Source organism: Enterobacter quasimori (assembly GCF_018597345.1).
GTDB lineage: Bacteria > Pseudomonadota > Gammaproteobacteria > Enterobacterales > Enterobacteriaceae > Enterobacter > Enterobacter mori.
In genome coordinates, this window is record NZ_JAHEVU010000003.1 from 73,254 (window position 1) to 89,401 (window position 16,148).

Here is a 16,148-nt window from a genome sequence, read left to right on the forward strand (position 1 = left end):
GTTTTTCATCACTCGTCGCCGTTAAAACCCGCACGATTAAGCAGGAACTGCGACAGCAGCGCGACCGGACGACCGGTTGCGCCTTTGGCTTTACCGGAGCGCCACGCGGTGCCCGCGATATCCAGGTGCGCCCAGTTGTACTTGCGGGTGAAGCGCGCCAGGAAGCAGCCCGCGGTGATCGCACCGCCAGGACGACCGCCAATGTTCGCCATATCCGCAAAGTTGGACTCCAGCTGCTCCTGGAACTCATCGCCCAGCGGCAGACGCCACGCGCGGTCACCGGCCTGTTCGGACGCGCCTATAAGCTCGTGTGCCAGCGGGTTATGGTTCGACATCAGTCCCGTGATGTGGTGGCCCAGCGCGATCACGCAGGCGCCGGTCAGCGTTGCCACGTCGATTACCGCTTCAGGTTCGAAGCGCTCAACGTAGGTCAGCACGTCGCACAGCACCAGACGGCCTTCGGCGTCGGTATTCAGCACTTCAACAGTCTGGCCGGACATGGTGGTCAGCACGTCACCCGGACGGTATGCGCGGCCGCCAGGCATGTTTTCACAGCCCGCCAGCACGCCGATGACGTTAATCGGCAGCTGAAGCTCTGCGACCATGCGCATGACGCCGTACACCGCCGCCGCGCCGCACATGTCGTACTTCATCTCGTCCATGCCTTCGGCAGGCTTGATGGAGATACCGCCAGAGTCGAAGGTCAGGCCTTTACCGACCAGCACGATCGGGCGCGCGTCTTCGGACGGGTTGCCCTTGTACTCAATGACCGACATCAGGGATTCGTTCTGCGAGCCGTTGCCGACCGCCAGATAAGAGTGCATCCCCAGCTCTTTCATCTGCTGTTCGCCGATGACGCGAGTAATGACATTCTTGCTGTAGGAGTCCGCCAGCTGACGCGCCTGAGAGGCCAGGTACGCGGCGTTACAGATGTTTGGCGGCATGTTGCCGAGATCTTTTGCGGCTTTAATACCGGCGGCAATCGCCAGACCGTGCTGAATGGCGCGCTCGCCGCTGGTCAGTTCGCGACGGGTTGGCACGTTGAAGACCATTTTACGCAGCGGGCGACGCGGCTCGCTTTTGTTGGTCTTGAGCTGGTCGAAGCTATACAGGCTCTCTTTTGCGGTTTCGACGGCCTGGCGTACTTTCCAGTAGGTGTTACGGCCTTTGACGTGCAGTTCGGTCAGGAAGCAGACGGCTTCCATTGAGCCGGTATCATTCAGGGTATTAATCGTTTTCTGAATCACCTGCTTATACTGGCGCTCATCCAGCTCACGCTCTTTGCCGCAGCCAATCAGCAGAATGCGTTCGGACAGGACGTTCGGAACATGGTGCAGTAACAGCGTCTGCCCAGGTTTACCTTCCAGTTCGCCACGGCGCAGCAGGGCGCTGATGTAGCCGTCGCTGATTTTATCGAGTTGTTCGGCGATCGGGGAGAGTCGGCGCGGTTCAAACACGCCCACAACGATGCAGGCACTCCGCTGTTTCTCCGGGCTACCGCTTTTTACACTGAACTCCATGCACTACGCTCCTGAATCTTAAAGACAACGGCGGCAGCTACGGATAGAATTGAAACCTTTCGTAACTCATGTCCGCGGTTGTGGTGACTTCGTGTTAATCTTACGTTACTACGGTTTCGGCACGTCATTAAATGTTCTGAAGCGCGAATCCGCCGGGTTTTTTAATCTTAGCGATGATTTCGACGACTCAAGAGAATAAATGACGTTTAAGCCATGAAACAAGCTAAATTCCTGCAAAAGACGAGTTTTAACGGGCGTATTTAAAGTGATAATCATAAGATATCTGGTGCGGGAGACGCTGAAGAGCCAGCTGGCGATCCTCTTTATCCTACTTCTGATCTTTTTCTGTCAGAAGCTGGTTAAGATCCTCGGCGCGGCGGTAGACGGTGAAATCCCAACAAATCTGGTGCTTTCTCTGCTCGGATTAGGCGTGCCCGAAATGGCGCAGCTCATTCTGCCGTTAAGCCTTTTCCTCGGTTTGCTGATGACGCTCGGTAAGCTGTATACCGAAAGTGAAATCACGGTGATGCACGCCTGCGGCTTAAGCAAAGCCGTGCTGGTGAAAGCCGCCATGGTGCTGGCGTTATTCACGGGGATCGTCGCTGCCGTTAATGTGATGTGGGCTGGCCCCACCTCTTCCCGTCACCAGGACGAAGTGCTGGCAGAAGCAAAAGCTAACCCGGGGTTGGCCGCGCTGGCCCAGGGCCAGTTCCAGCAGGCCACCGACGGTAACTCCGTTCTCTTTATCGAAAGCGTTGACGGCAGCCGCTTTAACGATGTGTTTCTTGCTCAGTTGCGTACCAAAGGTAACGCCCGTCCTTCCGTGGTGGTCGCCGATTCTGGTCAACTGGCACAGCGTAAAGATGGTTCCCAGGTTGTGACGCTGAACAAAGGGACGCGCTTTGAAGGCACCGCGATGCTGCGCGATTTCCGTATCACCGATTTCCAGAACTACCAGGCGATTATTGGTCATCAGGCCGTCGCGCTCGATCCAACTGACACCGAACAGATGGACATGCGTACCCTGATCAACACCGATACCGATCGTGCGCGTGCTGAACTGCACTGGCGCATCACGCTGGTATTCACCGTCTTTATGATGGCATTGATGGTTGTTCCGCTGAGCGTGGTGAACCCGCGTCAGGGACGCGTGCTGTCGATGCTTCCGGCCATGCTGCTGTATCTGGTGTTCTTCCTGCTCCAGACGTCAATTAAGTCCAACGGCGGCAAAGGGAAAATTGACCCGGTTGTCTGGACCTGGGTAGTGAATGGTCTGTATCTGCTGCTGGCGGTGGGCCTCAACTTGTGGGATACGGTGCCAATGCGTCGAATCCGTGCCCGGTTTACGCGTAAAGGAGCCATCTAATGCAGGCATTTGGCGTTCTTGACCGCTATATCGGTAAAACGATTTTTACCACCATCATGATGACCCTGTTCATGCTGGTGTCGCTCTCCGGCATTATTAAGTTTGTCGATCAGCTGAAAAAAGCCGGGCAGGGGAGCTACGATGCGCTGGGCGCGGGGATGTATACCCTGCTCAGCGTGCCAAAAGACGTGCAAATCTTCTTCCCGATGGCGGCCCTGCTCGGCGCGCTGCTGGGGCTGGGGATGCTGGCGCAGCGTAGCGAACTGGTGGTGATGCAGGCTTCCGGCTTTACCCGTATGCAGGTTGCGCTGTCCGTCATGAAAACCGCAATCCCACTGGTGCTGTTGACCATGGCGATTGGCGAGTGGGTGGCGCCGCAGGGCGAACAGATGGCGCGTAACTACCGTGCTCAGGCCATGTACGGTGGCTCACTGCTCTCAACGCAGCAAGGCCTGTGGGCGAAAGACGGTAATAGTTTCGTCTATATCGAGCGCGTGAAAGGTGATGACGAACTGGGCGGTGTGAGTATTTACACCTTTAACGATGAACGCCGTTTGAAGTCAGTGCGTCACGCCTCCTCTGCAAAATTTGATGCTGAACACAAGCAGTGGCGTCTCTCTCAGGTGGATGAGTCTGACCTGAAAGATCCGAAACAGATCACCGGGACGCAGACGGTTTCCGGTACCTGGAAGACCAACCTGACGCCGGACAAGCTGGGCGTGGTTGCGCTGGACCCTGATGCGCTCTCTATCAGCGGCCTGCACAACTACGTGAAGTATCTGAAGTCGAGTGGACAAGACGCCGGGCGTTATCAGCTCAATATGTGGAGCAAAATTTTCCAGCCGATGTCTGTCGCGGTAATGATGCTGATGGCGCTGTCGTTTATCTTCGGTCCGTTGCGTAGCGTGCCGATGGGCGTGCGCGTCGTGACCGGTATCAGCTTCGGCTTTGTGTTCTACGTCCTCGACCAGATCTTCGGTCCTTTGACGCTGGTTTACGGTATCCCGCCGATTATCGGCGCGCTGCTGCCAAGCGCCAGCTTCTTCCTGATCAGCCTCTGGCTGCTGCTAAAACGTTCCTGACCTGTCTCTCCTCGCTTCCGGTTTGCCGGAAGCGAGGCTAATCTCCTGTTTCACCCCGCACTTTTTCTCACAACCTTCAACGCCTCGCCGCGAATTTGAGTATTATTGAGCGATAACGTCGTGAAGGGATCCCCTATGAAGCAAATTCGAATGCTGGCCCAGTATTACGTCGACCTGATGATGAAGCTCGGGCTGGTGCGTTTCTCCTTGCTGCTTGCGCTGGCGCTGGTCGTTCTGGCGATTGTCGTGCAAATGGCCGTGACCATGGTTCTGCACGGTCAGGTTGAAAGCATTGACGTGATCCGCTCTATTTTCTTCGGCCTGTTGATCACGCCGTGGGCGGTCTATTTCCTGTCGGTGGTGGTAGAGCAACTGGAGGAGTCCCGTCAGCGTTTATCAAAACTGGTGGATAAGCTGGAAGAGATGCGCGAGCGCGACCTCAAGCTTAACGTCCAGCTCAAGGATAATATTGCGCAGTTGAATCAGGAAATTTCGGATCGCGAGAAGGCTGAAGCTGAACGTCAGGCTACGCTGGAGCAGCTGAAAATCGAGATGAAAGAGCGCGAAGTGACGCAGATCCAGCTCGAACAACAATCCTCTTTCCTGCGTTCTTTCCTGGATGCCTCGCCGGATCTGGTTTTCTATCGTAACGAAGATAAAGAATTCTCCGGCTGTAACCGCGCAATGGAGCTGCTGACCGGCAAAAGTGAAAAACAGCTGGTTAACCTCAAACCGCAGGATGTCTATTCCGAAGAAGCGGCTGCCAAAGTGATGGAGACGGATGAAAAAGTCTTCCGCCACAACGTATCGCTCACCTATGAACAGTGGCTGGATTATCCCGACGGTCGTAAAGCCTGCTTTGAGATCCGCAAAGTGCCCTATTACGACCGCGTGGGGAAACGTCACGGTCTGATGGGCTTTGGCCGCGATATCACCGAGCGTAAGCGCTATCAGGATGCGCTGGAACGCGCCAGCCGCGACAAGACCACCTTCATTTCCACCATCAGCCACGAGCTGCGTACGCCGCTGAACGGCATCGTTGGGCTGAGCCGTATTCTGCTCGACACCGACCTGACCAGCGAGCAGGAAAAATACCTCAAAACGATCCATGTCTCGGCGGTCACGCTGGGCAATATCTTTAACGATATTATCGACATGGATAAAATGGAGCGCCGTAAGGTGCAGCTCGATAACCAGCCGGTGGATTTCACCGGTTTCCTGGCCGATCTGGAGAACCTCTCCGGCCTGCAGGCCCAGCAAAAAGGGCTGAGCTTTGTGATGGAGCCCACCCTGCCGCTGCCGCATAAAGTGGTGACGGACGGCACGCGCCTGCGCCAGATCCTGTGGAACTTGATCAGCAACGCCGTGAAGTTTACCCAGAAGGGGCGGGTTGCGGTGCGTATTCGCTATGACGAAGGGGATATGCTGCATTTCGACGTTGAAGATTCGGGGATCGGTATCCCGCAGGAAGAGCAGGATAAGATCTTTGCCATGTACTACCAGGTAAAAGACAGTCACGGCGGTAAACCCGCGACCGGAACCGGTATTGGTCTGGCGGTGTCGAAACGTCTGGCGAAAAGCATGGGCGGTGATATCACGGTTGCCAGCCATCCGGGCAAAGGTTCAACCTTTACCCTGACGGTGCATGCGCCCGCGGTGGCAGAAGAGGTGGAAGATACCTTTGAGAATGACGATATGCCGCTGCCCGCACTGCATGTGCTGCTGGTGGAGGACATCGAACTGAACGTGATTGTGGCGCGTTCCGTGCTGGAAAAACTCGGTAACAGCGTGGACGTGGCGATGACCGGTAAAGCGGCGCTGGAGATGTTTACGCCTGGCGAGTATGACCTGGTCCTGCTGGATATTCAGCTTCCGGACATGACCGGGCTGGATATCTCCCGCGAGCTTACGCGCAAATATGCTGCCGATGAGCTGCCGCCGCTGGTGGCGCTGACGGCGAACGTACTGAAAGACAAAAAAGAGTACCTCGATGCCGGTATGGATGACGTGCTCAGCAAGCCGCTGGCGGTGCCCGCCCTGACCGCCATGATCAAGAAGTTTTGGGATACCCGTGATGAAGAGGAGAGCACCATGACGTCTGTTGATAGCGCGAAAGCACACACACTACTCGATACCGCGATGCTGGAGCAGTATATCGATCTGGTGGGGCCAAAACTGATTACCGATGGTCTGGCGGTATTCGAAAAAATGATGCCGGGCTACCTGAGCGTGCTTGAGTCCAACCTGACGGCGCGCGATCGGAAAGGTATCGTTGAAGAGGGGCACAAAATCAAAGGTGCAGCCGGCTCGGTGGGGTTACGCCATCTGCAGCAGCTGGGTCAACAGATTCAATCGCCTGATTTACCTGCGTGGGAAGATAATGTGGGTGAATGGGTTGAAGAGATGAAACAAGAGTGGCAAAACGATGTGGCGGTACTGAAAGCCTGGGTGGATGCCAGAAAAAAATGACCCCGGCTTAACCGGGGTGCGCGAATACTGCGCCAACACCAGGGAAATCGTGGCTGCGCCTGTTTTTAAACGTTATTTTCGAAAGGGCGCTGCCTGAAAAATTTAGGCCGCACGCAGATAAGATAGCAAATCTTAAATGGTTTGTTACATGAATCAGTGAAATGTGTGAAGCATAGCGGTTTAATCAGAATTTTTAATGTGCTTCAGCATGTTGCAAAGAAGGAACGTCATAATGAAAAAGATTGGTGTCGTGCTGAGCGGTTGTGGTGTTTACGACGGTTCAGAGATACATGAAGCCGTATTAACGCTGCTGGCATTATCTCGTCAGGGCGCTGAAGCGATCTGCTTCGCGCCGGATAAAAGCCAGGCGGATGTAATCAACCATCTTACCGGCGAGCCGATGGCGGAAACGCGTAACGTCCTGATTGAAGCCGCGCGTATCGCCCGGGGCGCTGTCCAACCCCTGTCGCAGGCTGATGCCTCAACGCTGGATGCGTTGATCGTGCCGGGTGGCTTTGGCGCAGCTAAAAATCTCAGCACTTTTGCTTCGGAAGGGGCTGAGTGCCATGTCGATCCCGATTTAAAACGGCTTGCCCTGGCGCTGCATGCAGCAGGCAAGCCACTGGGTTTTATCTGTATTGCCCCGGCCATGCTGCCCCGGATCTTTGACTTCCCGCTGCGCCTGACCATCGGGACCGATATTGATACCGCAGAGATCGTCGAAGATATGGGCGGCGAGCATGTTCCTTGTCCGGTGGATGATATTGTGGTCGATGAAGACAACAAGATCGTCAATACGCCCGCCTATATGCTGGCGCAATCCATCGCTGAAGCTGCTACGGGCATTGATAAGCTGGTGGACAGAGTGCTGGTTCTCTCGGAATGAGCCGTAAATTTGCTGCGGGTACGTGGATAAAACGTACACTGTTACGCGTTGTGCTTGTACTGACCGTCTTCTGGGGCGGCGGGATCGCCTTATTCAGCGTTCTGCCGGTACCCTTTTCCGCCGTGATGGTTGAGCGCCAGCTCAGCGCGTGGTTGACAGGTGATTTCGGCTATGTCGCCCATTCGGACTGGGTAAGCATGGATGAGATCTCACCGTTCATGGGGCTGGCCGTGATTGCGGCAGAAGATCAGAAATTCCCGGAGCACTGGGGTTTTGACATGGCGGCCATCGAGAAGGCGCTCGCCCACAACGAGCGTCACGAAAACCGGGTGCGCGGCGCGTCGACGCTGTCGCAGCAGACGGCTAAAAACCTGTTTTTGTGGGATGGTCGAAGCTGGGTGCGAAAAGGGCTGGAAGCGGGGTTAACCCTGGGGATGGAAACGGTCTGGAGCAAAAAGCGCATTCTGACCGTCTATCTCAACGTCGCGGAATTTGGCGACGGCATATTCGGCGTGGAAGCTGCAGCGCAGCGTTATTTCAATAAGCCAGCCAGCCGACTGAGTATGTCAGAAGCGGCGCTATTGGCCGCTGTTTTACCGAATCCCATCCGTTTTAAAGCGAGTGCGCCGTCAGGGTACGTGCGAAGCCGTCAGGCGTGGATCATGCGCCAGATGCGCCAGCTAGGTGGGGAAGGGTTTATGCAGCGAAATAATCTTATGTAGGGCGGGTAAGCGCAGCGCCACCCGCCAGCGAGGCAGGGATCAGTCTTCGTCAAACCCAGCGTTGAACAGCGCAATCACCGCCGCCAGCGCTTCCTCTTCCTGAGGGCCGGTGGCCTCGACTTCAATCTGGCGACCTTTCGCTGAGTCCAGCATCAGCAGCGCAATGACGCTATTCGCTTCCGCTTCAGTGCCTTCGTCATTGCGCAGCAGAACTTCTGCATCGAAGCCCTGCATCAGTTCAAACAATTTCATTGCCGGGCGTGCATGCATGCCCAGCTTGTTGGTGATCTCAACGGTTTGTTTTACGGTCATGTTTTACGTTTTTCCAGCGTGCGATGACGGGACTGAACGTTCTTTCCGCGTGAGCGGAAGTAGTCGGCCAGCTGTTCGGCGATATAAACCGAACGATGTTTACCGCCGGTACAGCCAATCGCAACCGTCAGATAGCTACGATTGTTTGTCTCCAGCATAGGTAACCATAGCTCAAGGTAGCTTCGCGTCTGGTAGATAAAATTGTGAACTTCTGTGTGTCTGTCGAGGAAGGCCGCCACGGGCTTATCCAGACCGGTCATTGGACGCAGTTTGGGATCCCAGTGCGGATTCGGCAGGAAGCGCACGTCGAAAACATAATCCGCATCGATAGGAATACCGTGCTTAAAGCCAAAGGATTCAAACACCATCGTCAATTCACGCTCGCGTTTACCCAGCAGACGGGTTCGCAGCATTTCCGCCAGTTCGTGCACGGACATTTCGGAGGTGTCGACAATCAGGTCGGCCCGGGAGCGCAGCGGCTCCAGCAGATCGCTCTCTTCGTCGATGGCACTTTCCAGCGAAAGGTTTTTGCTGGAAAGCGGGTGTAAACGACGGGTATCGCTGTAGCGACGGATCAGGGTGTTACGATCGGCATCAAGGAACAAAAGCTGAGGCGAGAAGCACTCTGGCAGATTGCTCATGGCCTGCTCAAAGACTTCAGGTGATTCTGGCATGTTACGGACATCAATACTGACGGCGGCAGAAATTTGTCTGTCCGCAAGCGTCCGCGCCAGATCGGGCAACAGCACCACCGGCAGGTTATCTACGCAGTAAAAACCCATATCTTCCAGCGCGCGCAGGGCGACGGATTTCCCCGACCCCGAGCGACCGCTGACGATCATCAGCACCATGTTCCGTTTCTCCTCAGGACAACAGATGTGAAGGCCATCTCCCGGTTACGCGTCATCCTGATTGCCTTCTGCTTCAGTGATAATCTGGAAGAGCTCTTCATCACTTTGCGCTGAACGCAGTCGACGGCAAATGGTTTTATCGGCCAGGCGTTTAGCGACCAGCGACAGCGTATGCAGATGGGTCTTTGTCTGGTCTGCCGGCACCAGCAGCGCGAAGAGGAGATCGACGGGCTGGTTATCAATGGCATCAAAGGCGATCGGTGTTTCAAGCTGCACAAACACGCCGACGGCACGCAAGGTGTCTTCTTCGAGTTTGCCATGCGGGATCGCGATGCCGTTACCGATGCCGGTACTGCCCATTTTTTCACGGGTCAGGATAGCTTCGAACACCACCTGTGGCGGCAGGCCCAGCTGTTTTGCGGCCAGTTCACTGATGATCTCCAGCGCACGTTTTTTGCTCTGGCAGTGAACGCCACTGCGGGTACATTCCTGGTTAAGGACATTGCTCAGTTGAAGAGCCGAATCGTTGTTCATCATAATTTCACCTAAGCGCTAACTGTACAAATGGCCTGTTGTGTCGCACAACAGGCCGTCCTGCACCCGTTAACTGCCCGGACAATTAGTGTTGTTTCAGTTTATCTTTATGTTTATTGAGCTGTCGCGCAAGCTTATCAATCAAGCCGTCGATAGCCGCGTACATGTCTTGCCCTTCCGCACTGGCATGGAGTTCCCCCCCGTTAACGTGCAGGGTTGCATCCGAGATATGAGTCACTTTCTCCACTTTCAACACAATATAGACCTGATTGATCCTTTCGAAATACTGTTCGAGCTTGGCGAACTTCGTGTTCAGAAACTCGCGTAAAGCCTCAGTAATCTCGACGTTGTGTCCTGTGATGTTGAGCTGCATAGTGTCTTCCTTATCGGTTGTGTCAAACCAGTTGTTTACGCTGGTTAGACGGCGGAATGGATAAAGACTCTCGATACTTCGCAACAGTACGACGTGCCACCATAATACCCTGGTCGGACAGCATGGTGGTTAACTTACTGTCACTCAGTGGCTTCGCGGGGTTCTCCGCGGCGATCAACTTCTTCACCAGTGCGCGAATGGCCGTTGACGAGGCTTCGCCGCCGCCCTCGGTATTCACATGGCTGGAGAAGAAATACTTAAGCTCAAATATACCGCGTGGACTGTGCAGATACTTCTGCGTGGTCACGCGAGAAATGGTTGATTCATGCATCTCGACGGCCTGGGCGATGTCCGCCAGTACCATCGGTTTCATAAACTCTTCGCCCTGCTCAAAAAAGGCCTGCTGTTGTTCAACAATACAGCGGCTCACGCGCAGCAGCGTGTCATTTCGACTCTCCAGACTTTTGATCAGCCAGCGTGCTTCCTGCAAATTGCTACGAATATATTGATTATCGGAGTCATTGCGCGCGCTGGTGCACATGGAGGCGTACTGCTGGTTGATTTGCAGGCGAGGAATGCTGTCTGAGTTCAGCTCGACCACCCAGCGACCGTTGTGTTTTCTGACTAACACATCCGGAATGACATATTCCGGCTCGCTGGTCTGGATCGACTGGCCGGGACGCGGATCGAGAGACTGGATCAGATTCACCGCCTCTTTCAGCACCTCTTCCTTCAGACGCGTGACGCGCATCAGGGTGCGGAAATCGTGATTCGCCAGCAGATCCAGATGATCGCTGATGATTACGCGGGCTTCTTCAATCCACGGCGTCTCTTTGGCGAACTGCGACAGTTGGATCAGCAGGCAATCGCGGAGATCTTTCGCGGCCACACCGATTGGGTCGAAACGCTGAATGCGCTTCAGAACCGCTTCGATCTCTTCGAGTTCGATCTCGTCGTCGCCGATACTTTCCAGGATGTCGTCCAGGGTTACGGTTAAATAACCCGTATCGTCAACGGCATCGACAATCGAGGTCGCAATGGCGCGGTCGGTATCGGAGAAGGGGGTTAGCTCCACCTGCCACATCAGGTAATCCTGCAGCGACTGGGTGGTTTCGCCCTGATAAACCGGTAGCTCGTCGTCCTGGTAGTCTGCACGCGTGCCGGAAGGGGTTCCAGCGGTGTAGATTTCATCCCAGCTGGCATCCAGCGGCAGCTCGTCCGGCATCTCTTTTTGTTCGAGCGCATCAGCGGTGTCGAGCGTTTCAGTGTCCTGCGTTTGCTGGGTTTCTACCTCGTCATGAAGATCGGTTTGCTCCAGCAGCGGATTACTGTCCAGCGCCTGCTGGAGCTCCTGCTGGAGTTCTAACGTGGACAGCTGCAACAGACGGATCGCCTGCTGTAGCTGCGGCGTCATCGCCAGTTGTTGGCTGAGCCTTAATTGCAAACCTTGCTTCATGTTCAGAGCATTTTTCTCCGGTTCGGCGTTACGTTACCTCTACCCTATCAGAGTCTGAAGTCTTCCCCAAGGTACACGCGCTTAACATGCTCATCTTCGAGGATTTGCTGCGGTGTACCGTGGGCAATCAGATGGCCCTGGCTCACTATGTAGGCGCGTTCACAGACGGCCAGCGTTTCACGGACGTTGTGGTCGGTGATCAGCACGCCAAGCCCGCTGTCGCGCAGGTGTTCAATAATGCGTTTGATATCAATAACGGAGATCGGGTCAACGCCCGCGAAGGGTTCATCCAGCAGGATGAATTTCGGGTTGGCGGCCAGCGCACGTGCAATCTCGACACGACGACGTTCCCCCCCGGACAACGCCTGACCGAGACTGTCGCGCAGATGTTCGATATGAAACTCTTCCATCAGCTCGTTGGCGCGGTCGGTGCGCTGCTCGCTGGTCAGGTCGTCACGGATCTGCAGCACGGCCATCAGGTTGTCGTAGACGCTCAAACGACGAAAGATTGAGGCTTCCTGCGGCAGGTAGCCGATACCCCGGCGCGCGCGCGCGTGCAGCGGCAGCAGGCTAATGTCTTCATCATCAATGATGATGTTGCCAGCATCACGCGGCACAATGCCCACTACCATGTAGAAGGTGGTGGTTTTCCCTGCACCGTTAGGGCCAAGCAAACCCACAATTTCGCCGGAGTTGACGGTCAGGCTGACATCTTCGACGACACGGCGGCCCTTATACGCTTTCGCGAGGTTTTTTGCAGTTAATGTTGCCATAACGAATTAGTTACTCTTCTTTTGTGCCGGAGCCTGGCCTTTGCCTTTATCCTGCAGCTGCGATGGAACCAGCACGGTGGTGACGCGTTTGCCTTTCTCGCTGGAGGCCTGCATTTTCTGCTCTTTAACCAGATAGGTGATCTTGTCGCCGGTAATATTGCTGTCCAGCTGTTCCAGATAGGCGTTACCGGTCAGGATGACCAGATCCTTCGCCAGCTCATAGTGCATATGCGACGCGCGGCCTTTCACCGGTTTGCCGTTGTCCTGCATCTGGTAGAAGGTGGCCGGATTACCATAGCCATCAATGATCTCTTTGCCCTGCTCGCCGCCCGGACGGGTAACGACCACTTTATCGGCGTTAATTTTGATGGTGCCCTGGGTCATCACGACGTTACCGGTGAAGGTGACGACGTTACCTTGCATATCGAGGGACTGAGTGTCTGATTCGATATGAATCGGCTGTTCGGTATCGCCAGTCACAGCAATCGCGGGAAGACTGGCCGCCAGCAGTGCGCTGGCGATAATGGCTTTAAGGCTGAGTTTGTTTGTTTTGAATTTCATAGGAGGTTCTAACCTTTTCAATCAGCTCGGCGTTTTTGCTGCGTAAGTTCCCGCGCATTCTTAAACCGCTGGAATTAAATGTTGTGCCATACAGTGTGACCAAATCTTGCGAAGTCACGTCCTGGGTCACCAGGTTGATCTGGGCGTTATCCGTCGTAATTTTGCGCAGCTGTGAGTCCGCGGTCAGGGCATTGACTTCTACGTGGCCGTACAGATAAAGCATACGGTCATTTGTCAGTTTTGCCCGATCTGACTTAATTGACCATGTCGGGGTTTTGTCAGTATCAAAGGTGGTCATCACCGGTTGGGTAAACCACGAGATACCGTCATCGGAAAAATATTCCACATGCTGGGCAATCAGGCGATAGTTCAGCGCACCTTCAGGGCTATACACCACAGTATCACTGTGATCGCTTTTATAGGTTGGCTCGCTCGTATTAACCACTTCTGTTTGTGCATCGTCACGGTCGGCAAGGTTCACGCCAATCAGTACCAATGCGACAAGCGAAAGCAGAATGATAACCCAACGTCTGGTTTTACTCATATCGATTGCCCTTTGGCCTCATCAAGCTTGCCCTGCGCGAGCAGAAGCAGATCGCAGACTTCACGGACCGCCCCACGCCCACCGTTGATACGGGTGACGTAATCCGCGCGTGGGAGAAGCAGCGGGTGTGCGTCAGCAACTGCCACGCTCAGACCCACTTCCGCCATCACCGGCCAGTCGATCAAATCATCACCAACATAGGCCACGTTCTCAGGTGCGATTGCCAGCTTCGCCAGCAAATCGTTAAAGGCGGCCAGTTTGTCGGACTGCCCCTGATACAAATGGGTAATGCCCAGCGTTTCGCAGCGGTCTTCTAAAAGTTTAGCTTTCCGTCCGGTGATAATAGCAACTTCGATGCCGGACGTGAGCGCGCAACGAATGCCGTACCCGTCGCGAACGTTAAATGCTTTCAGCTCTTCGCCGCTGTTGCCCATATAAATCAGGCCATCGGAGAGCACGCCATCCACATCGAGGATCAACAGACGGATGTTTTCCGCCTTTGCCATCATGTGCGCGCTTACCGGACCATAACAGGTTGCAAGGGATGCACCCGCATTACTCATTGTCTTATCCTTCATTACACTACGCCTGCGCGCAGAAGATCATGCATATGTACCACACCCAGCAACTGGTCGCCATCGGCAACCATCACTGCGGTAATATGACGGGACTGCATCAGGTTCAGGACATCCACCGCAAGGATGCCCGGACGCACGCGAATTCCGCCTGGCGTCATGACGTCTGCGATACCCAATGTGCGAACGTCCACGCCCATATCGAACACCCGGCGTAAGTCGCCGTCGGTGAAGATTCCCTGAATTTTCATCAGATCGTCGCACACCACCGTCATACCCAGATTTTTACGGGTAATTTCCAGTAACGCGTCACGCAGGGAAGCCTCTTTGCTGACGTGAGGGATCTCATCGCCCGTGTGCATAATATCGTTAACCCTGAGCAGCAGCTTACGGCCCAGCGCACCGCCTGGGTGAGAAAGCGCAAAATCTTCTGGGGTAAAACCACGGGCTTCAAGCAGCGCAACGGCAAGGGCATCACCCATCACCAGTGCTGCCGTCGTGCTGGACGTTGGCGCAAGGCCAAGAGGGCAGGCTTCTTTGGGCACTTTTACGCACAGATGAATATCCGCCGCACGCGCCATGCTGCTTTCCGGGCGGCTGGTCATACAGATAAGCGGGACCTGTAGTCTCTTCAGTACCGGGATCAGGGCCAGGATCTCATTGGATTCACCGGAATTCGACAGTGCGATAACCACGTCCTGCGGGGTGACCATCCCGAGGTCGCCGTGCGCCGCTTCCCCTGGGTGCACGAAGAACGATGACGTTCCCGTGCTGGCAAAGGTCGCCGCCATTTTGCGTCCAATGTGGCCGGACTTGCCCATTCCCATTACCACGACTTTACCGGCACAGTAGAGTATCTTCTCACATGCCAGACTAAAATCCTGATTAATGTACTGATCTAACTGCGCCAGACCTTCACGTTCAATCTCCAGAACCTCTTTTCCTGCTTTCTGAAAGTCAAAACCCGGCTGCAATTCTATTTGCGACATAATGCGTTTCCGTTTACCCAGAGAGAAGCGGCGAGAGCCAGTACAGCATCGCCATCCATACGATAAATCCACCCGTCAGCAGTGCGCCTGCGCCTTTGCCAATTTGTCGTTGCCGCCGCCAGCAGAGCAGGGCAAAAATGACGCTGACAAGCAACATCACTCCGTAATCACGCGTGAACGCCATCGGGTTAAACGGCCCCGGTGAGATCAGGGCTGGCAGGCCCGTCACGATCGCGATATTGAAAATATTCGAGCCGATGATATTACCAATGGCGATATCATCTTCACCTTTGCGCGCGCCCGCGATGGCGGTGGCCAGCTCAGGCAGACTGGTACCGATAGCGATCACCGTCAGGCCGATTGTCAGTTCGCTCATGGCGAAATAGTTTGCCAGCACCGTCGCGTTATCGACGACCATGCGCGTTGCCATCGGCATAATGATCAGCGCGACGCCCAGCCACAATAGCGCCACGGGCAGCGTACCTTCACGCGGGAGTTCGGCAACCTGTTCTCGGGTCAGGCTGTCGTGCCCCTGTTTTTCTGCCTGACGGGCGATTTTAACACTATACAGCAGCCATATCCCGGCGAGAGCGAGCAAGAAAATGCCATCATCGTAGCTCAGCACCCCGTCATACAGCACATAACCCGCCAGCAGACTTACGATTAACATTAGCGGCAATTCACGGCGCAGAACATCGGAATGCACGCGAAATGGGTGCAGCAATGCGGCTAAACCTAAAATCAGTAGGATATTGACGATGTTAGAGCCAATCGCGGTGCCAATAGCAAGGTCCGTCTGGTCATGCAGCGATGCCGTGACAGAGACGATGATTTCAGGGAGTGAGGTGCCGACGCTCACAACCGTCATTCCAATGACGAGAGGGGGGACGCCAATCAGTCGGCACAAAATTGATGCGGCAAACACTAAACGGTCAGCACTGTAGACCACCAAAAGTAAACCAATTATTAACAGTGCTGTTGCTAAAAGCATCAAAAGTCCTTTCTTCAGGTATACTTGCCGGTCCACCGCGCAGGAATTGTTGGCGCTGCATACAGCCTGAGTCGTAACGAATTCCTAATTTTGACTTTATGCGCCGGAAAAGTAAAACAAATGCCAGCTTTCGCTAACCTCTAC

At 54.8% G+C, this 16,148-nt stretch carries 17 protein-coding genes; 5 read left to right on the forward strand and 12 right to left on the reverse strand.

Annotated features, from left to right (window positions below; all coding sequences use genetic code 11):
• Nucleotides 1–8: 8 nt before the first annotated feature.
• Entirely contained in the window at nt 9–1,520 is a 1,512-nt protein-coding gene (gene pepA, locus KK102_RS12445) for a leucyl aminopeptidase (RefSeq protein ID WP_010436084.1), read from the reverse strand.
• A gap of 265 nt (nt 1,521–1,785) precedes the next feature.
• Here pepA and lptF point away from each other — a divergent pair, with 265 nt between their 5' ends.
• The 5 genes from lptF (at nt 1,786) to mtgA (ending at nt 8,045) form a co-directional block, all read left to right on the forward strand.
• Nucleotides 1,786–2,886 carry an LPS export ABC transporter permease LptF gene (gene lptF / locus KK102_RS12450; RefSeq protein ID WP_126545334.1) on the forward strand — a complete coding sequence of 367 codons (1,101 nt, stop codon included), beginning with the start codon at nt 1,786–1,788 and terminating at the stop codon, nt 2,884–2,886.
• Complete coding sequence (gene lptG / locus KK102_RS12455; protein ID WP_126545333.1) at nt 2,886–3,968, forward strand: LPS export ABC transporter permease LptG; 1,083 nt, start codon at nt 2,886–2,888, stop codon at nt 3,966–3,968. The genes lptF and lptG overlap by 1 nt, the downstream gene beginning before the upstream one ends.
• A gap of 135 nt (nt 3,969–4,103) precedes the next feature.
• Nucleotides 4,104–6,437: an aerobic respiration two-component sensor histidine kinase ArcB gene (arcB, locus tag KK102_RS12460; RefSeq protein WP_216357710.1), complete on the forward strand. Its 2,334-nt coding sequence runs from the start codon at nt 4,104–4,106 to the stop codon at nt 6,435–6,437.
• 232 nt (nt 6,438–6,669) lie between these two features.
• Complete coding sequence (elbB, locus tag KK102_RS12465; RefSeq protein WP_216357711.1) at nt 6,670–7,323, forward strand: isoprenoid biosynthesis glyoxalase ElbB; 654 nt, start codon at nt 6,670–6,672, stop codon at nt 7,321–7,323.
• On the forward strand, nt 7,320–8,045 hold the full coding sequence (gene mtgA, locus KK102_RS12470) for a monofunctional biosynthetic peptidoglycan transglycosylase (protein ID WP_216357712.1): 726 nt from the start codon (nt 7,320–7,322) through the stop codon (nt 8,043–8,045). The genes elbB and mtgA overlap by 4 nt, the downstream gene beginning before the upstream one ends.
• Before the next feature lie 39 nt (nt 8,046–8,084).
• Here the strand turns inward: mtgA and npr are convergent, their stop codons facing one another.
• The 11 genes from npr to KK102_RS12525 all read right to left on the reverse strand — a co-directional run bounded on the left by npr (nt 8,085) and on the right by KK102_RS12525 (nt 16,004).
• Nucleotides 8,085–8,357, reverse strand: a complete 273-nt coding sequence (npr, locus tag KK102_RS12475; protein WP_003861872.1) for a PTS phosphocarrier protein NPr — start codon at nt 8,355–8,357, stop codon at nt 8,085–8,087.
• Nucleotides 8,354–9,208 carry an RNase adapter RapZ gene (gene rapZ / locus KK102_RS12480; protein ID WP_010436066.1) on the reverse strand — a complete coding sequence of 285 codons (855 nt, stop codon included), beginning with the start codon at nt 9,206–9,208 and terminating at the stop codon, nt 8,354–8,356. The genes npr and rapZ overlap by 4 nt, the downstream gene beginning before the upstream one ends.
• Before the next feature lie 45 nt (nt 9,209–9,253).
• Nucleotides 9,254–9,745 carry a PTS IIA-like nitrogen regulatory protein PtsN gene (gene ptsN, locus KK102_RS12485; protein WP_010436064.1) on the reverse strand — a complete coding sequence of 164 codons (492 nt, stop codon included), beginning with the start codon at nt 9,743–9,745 and terminating at the stop codon, nt 9,254–9,256.
• 82 nt (nt 9,746–9,827) lie between these two features.
• On the reverse strand, nt 9,828–10,115 hold the full coding sequence (hpf, locus tag KK102_RS12490) for a ribosome hibernation promoting factor (protein WP_010436063.1): 288 nt from the start codon (nt 10,113–10,115) through the stop codon (nt 9,828–9,830).
• Between the two features lie 22 nt (nt 10,116–10,137).
• Nucleotides 10,138–11,571: an RNA polymerase factor sigma-54 gene (rpoN, locus tag KK102_RS12495; RefSeq protein WP_126545329.1), complete on the reverse strand. Its 1,434-nt coding sequence runs from the start codon at nt 11,569–11,571 to the stop codon at nt 10,138–10,140.
• A 47-nt stretch (nt 11,572–11,618) separates the two neighbouring features.
• Complete coding sequence (gene lptB, locus KK102_RS12500) at nt 11,619–12,344, reverse strand: LPS export ABC transporter ATP-binding protein (RefSeq protein WP_010436061.1); 726 nt, start codon at nt 12,342–12,344, stop codon at nt 11,619–11,621.
• A gap of 6 nt (nt 12,345–12,350) precedes the next feature.
• Nucleotides 12,351–12,905 (reverse strand): lipopolysaccharide ABC transporter substrate-binding protein LptA, encoded by a 555-nt coding sequence (gene lptA, locus KK102_RS12505; RefSeq protein WP_010436059.1) that lies wholly within the window; start codon nt 12,903–12,905, stop codon nt 12,351–12,353.
• Entirely contained in the window at nt 12,874–13,449 is a 576-nt protein-coding gene (gene lptC, locus KK102_RS12510) for an LPS export ABC transporter periplasmic protein LptC (protein WP_108416125.1), read from the reverse strand. Before lptC ends, lptA begins: the two co-directional genes overlap by 32 nt.
• Entirely contained in the window at nt 13,446–14,012 is a 567-nt protein-coding gene (gene kdsC / locus KK102_RS12515; protein ID WP_126545373.1) for a 3-deoxy-manno-octulosonate-8-phosphatase KdsC, read from the reverse strand. Before kdsC ends, lptC begins: the two co-directional genes overlap by 4 nt.
• A 14-nt stretch (nt 14,013–14,026) precedes the next feature.
• Nucleotides 14,027–15,013, reverse strand: coding sequence for an arabinose-5-phosphate isomerase KdsD (gene kdsD, locus KK102_RS12520; RefSeq protein WP_010436053.1), 987 nt, complete (start codon nt 15,011–15,013; stop codon nt 14,027–14,029).
• Between the two features lie 13 nt (nt 15,014–15,026).
• Nucleotides 15,027–16,004, reverse strand: a complete 978-nt coding sequence (locus tag KK102_RS12525) for a calcium/sodium antiporter (RefSeq protein ID WP_010436050.1) — start codon at nt 16,002–16,004, stop codon at nt 15,027–15,029.
• Nucleotides 16,005–16,148: the final 144 nt, after the last annotated feature.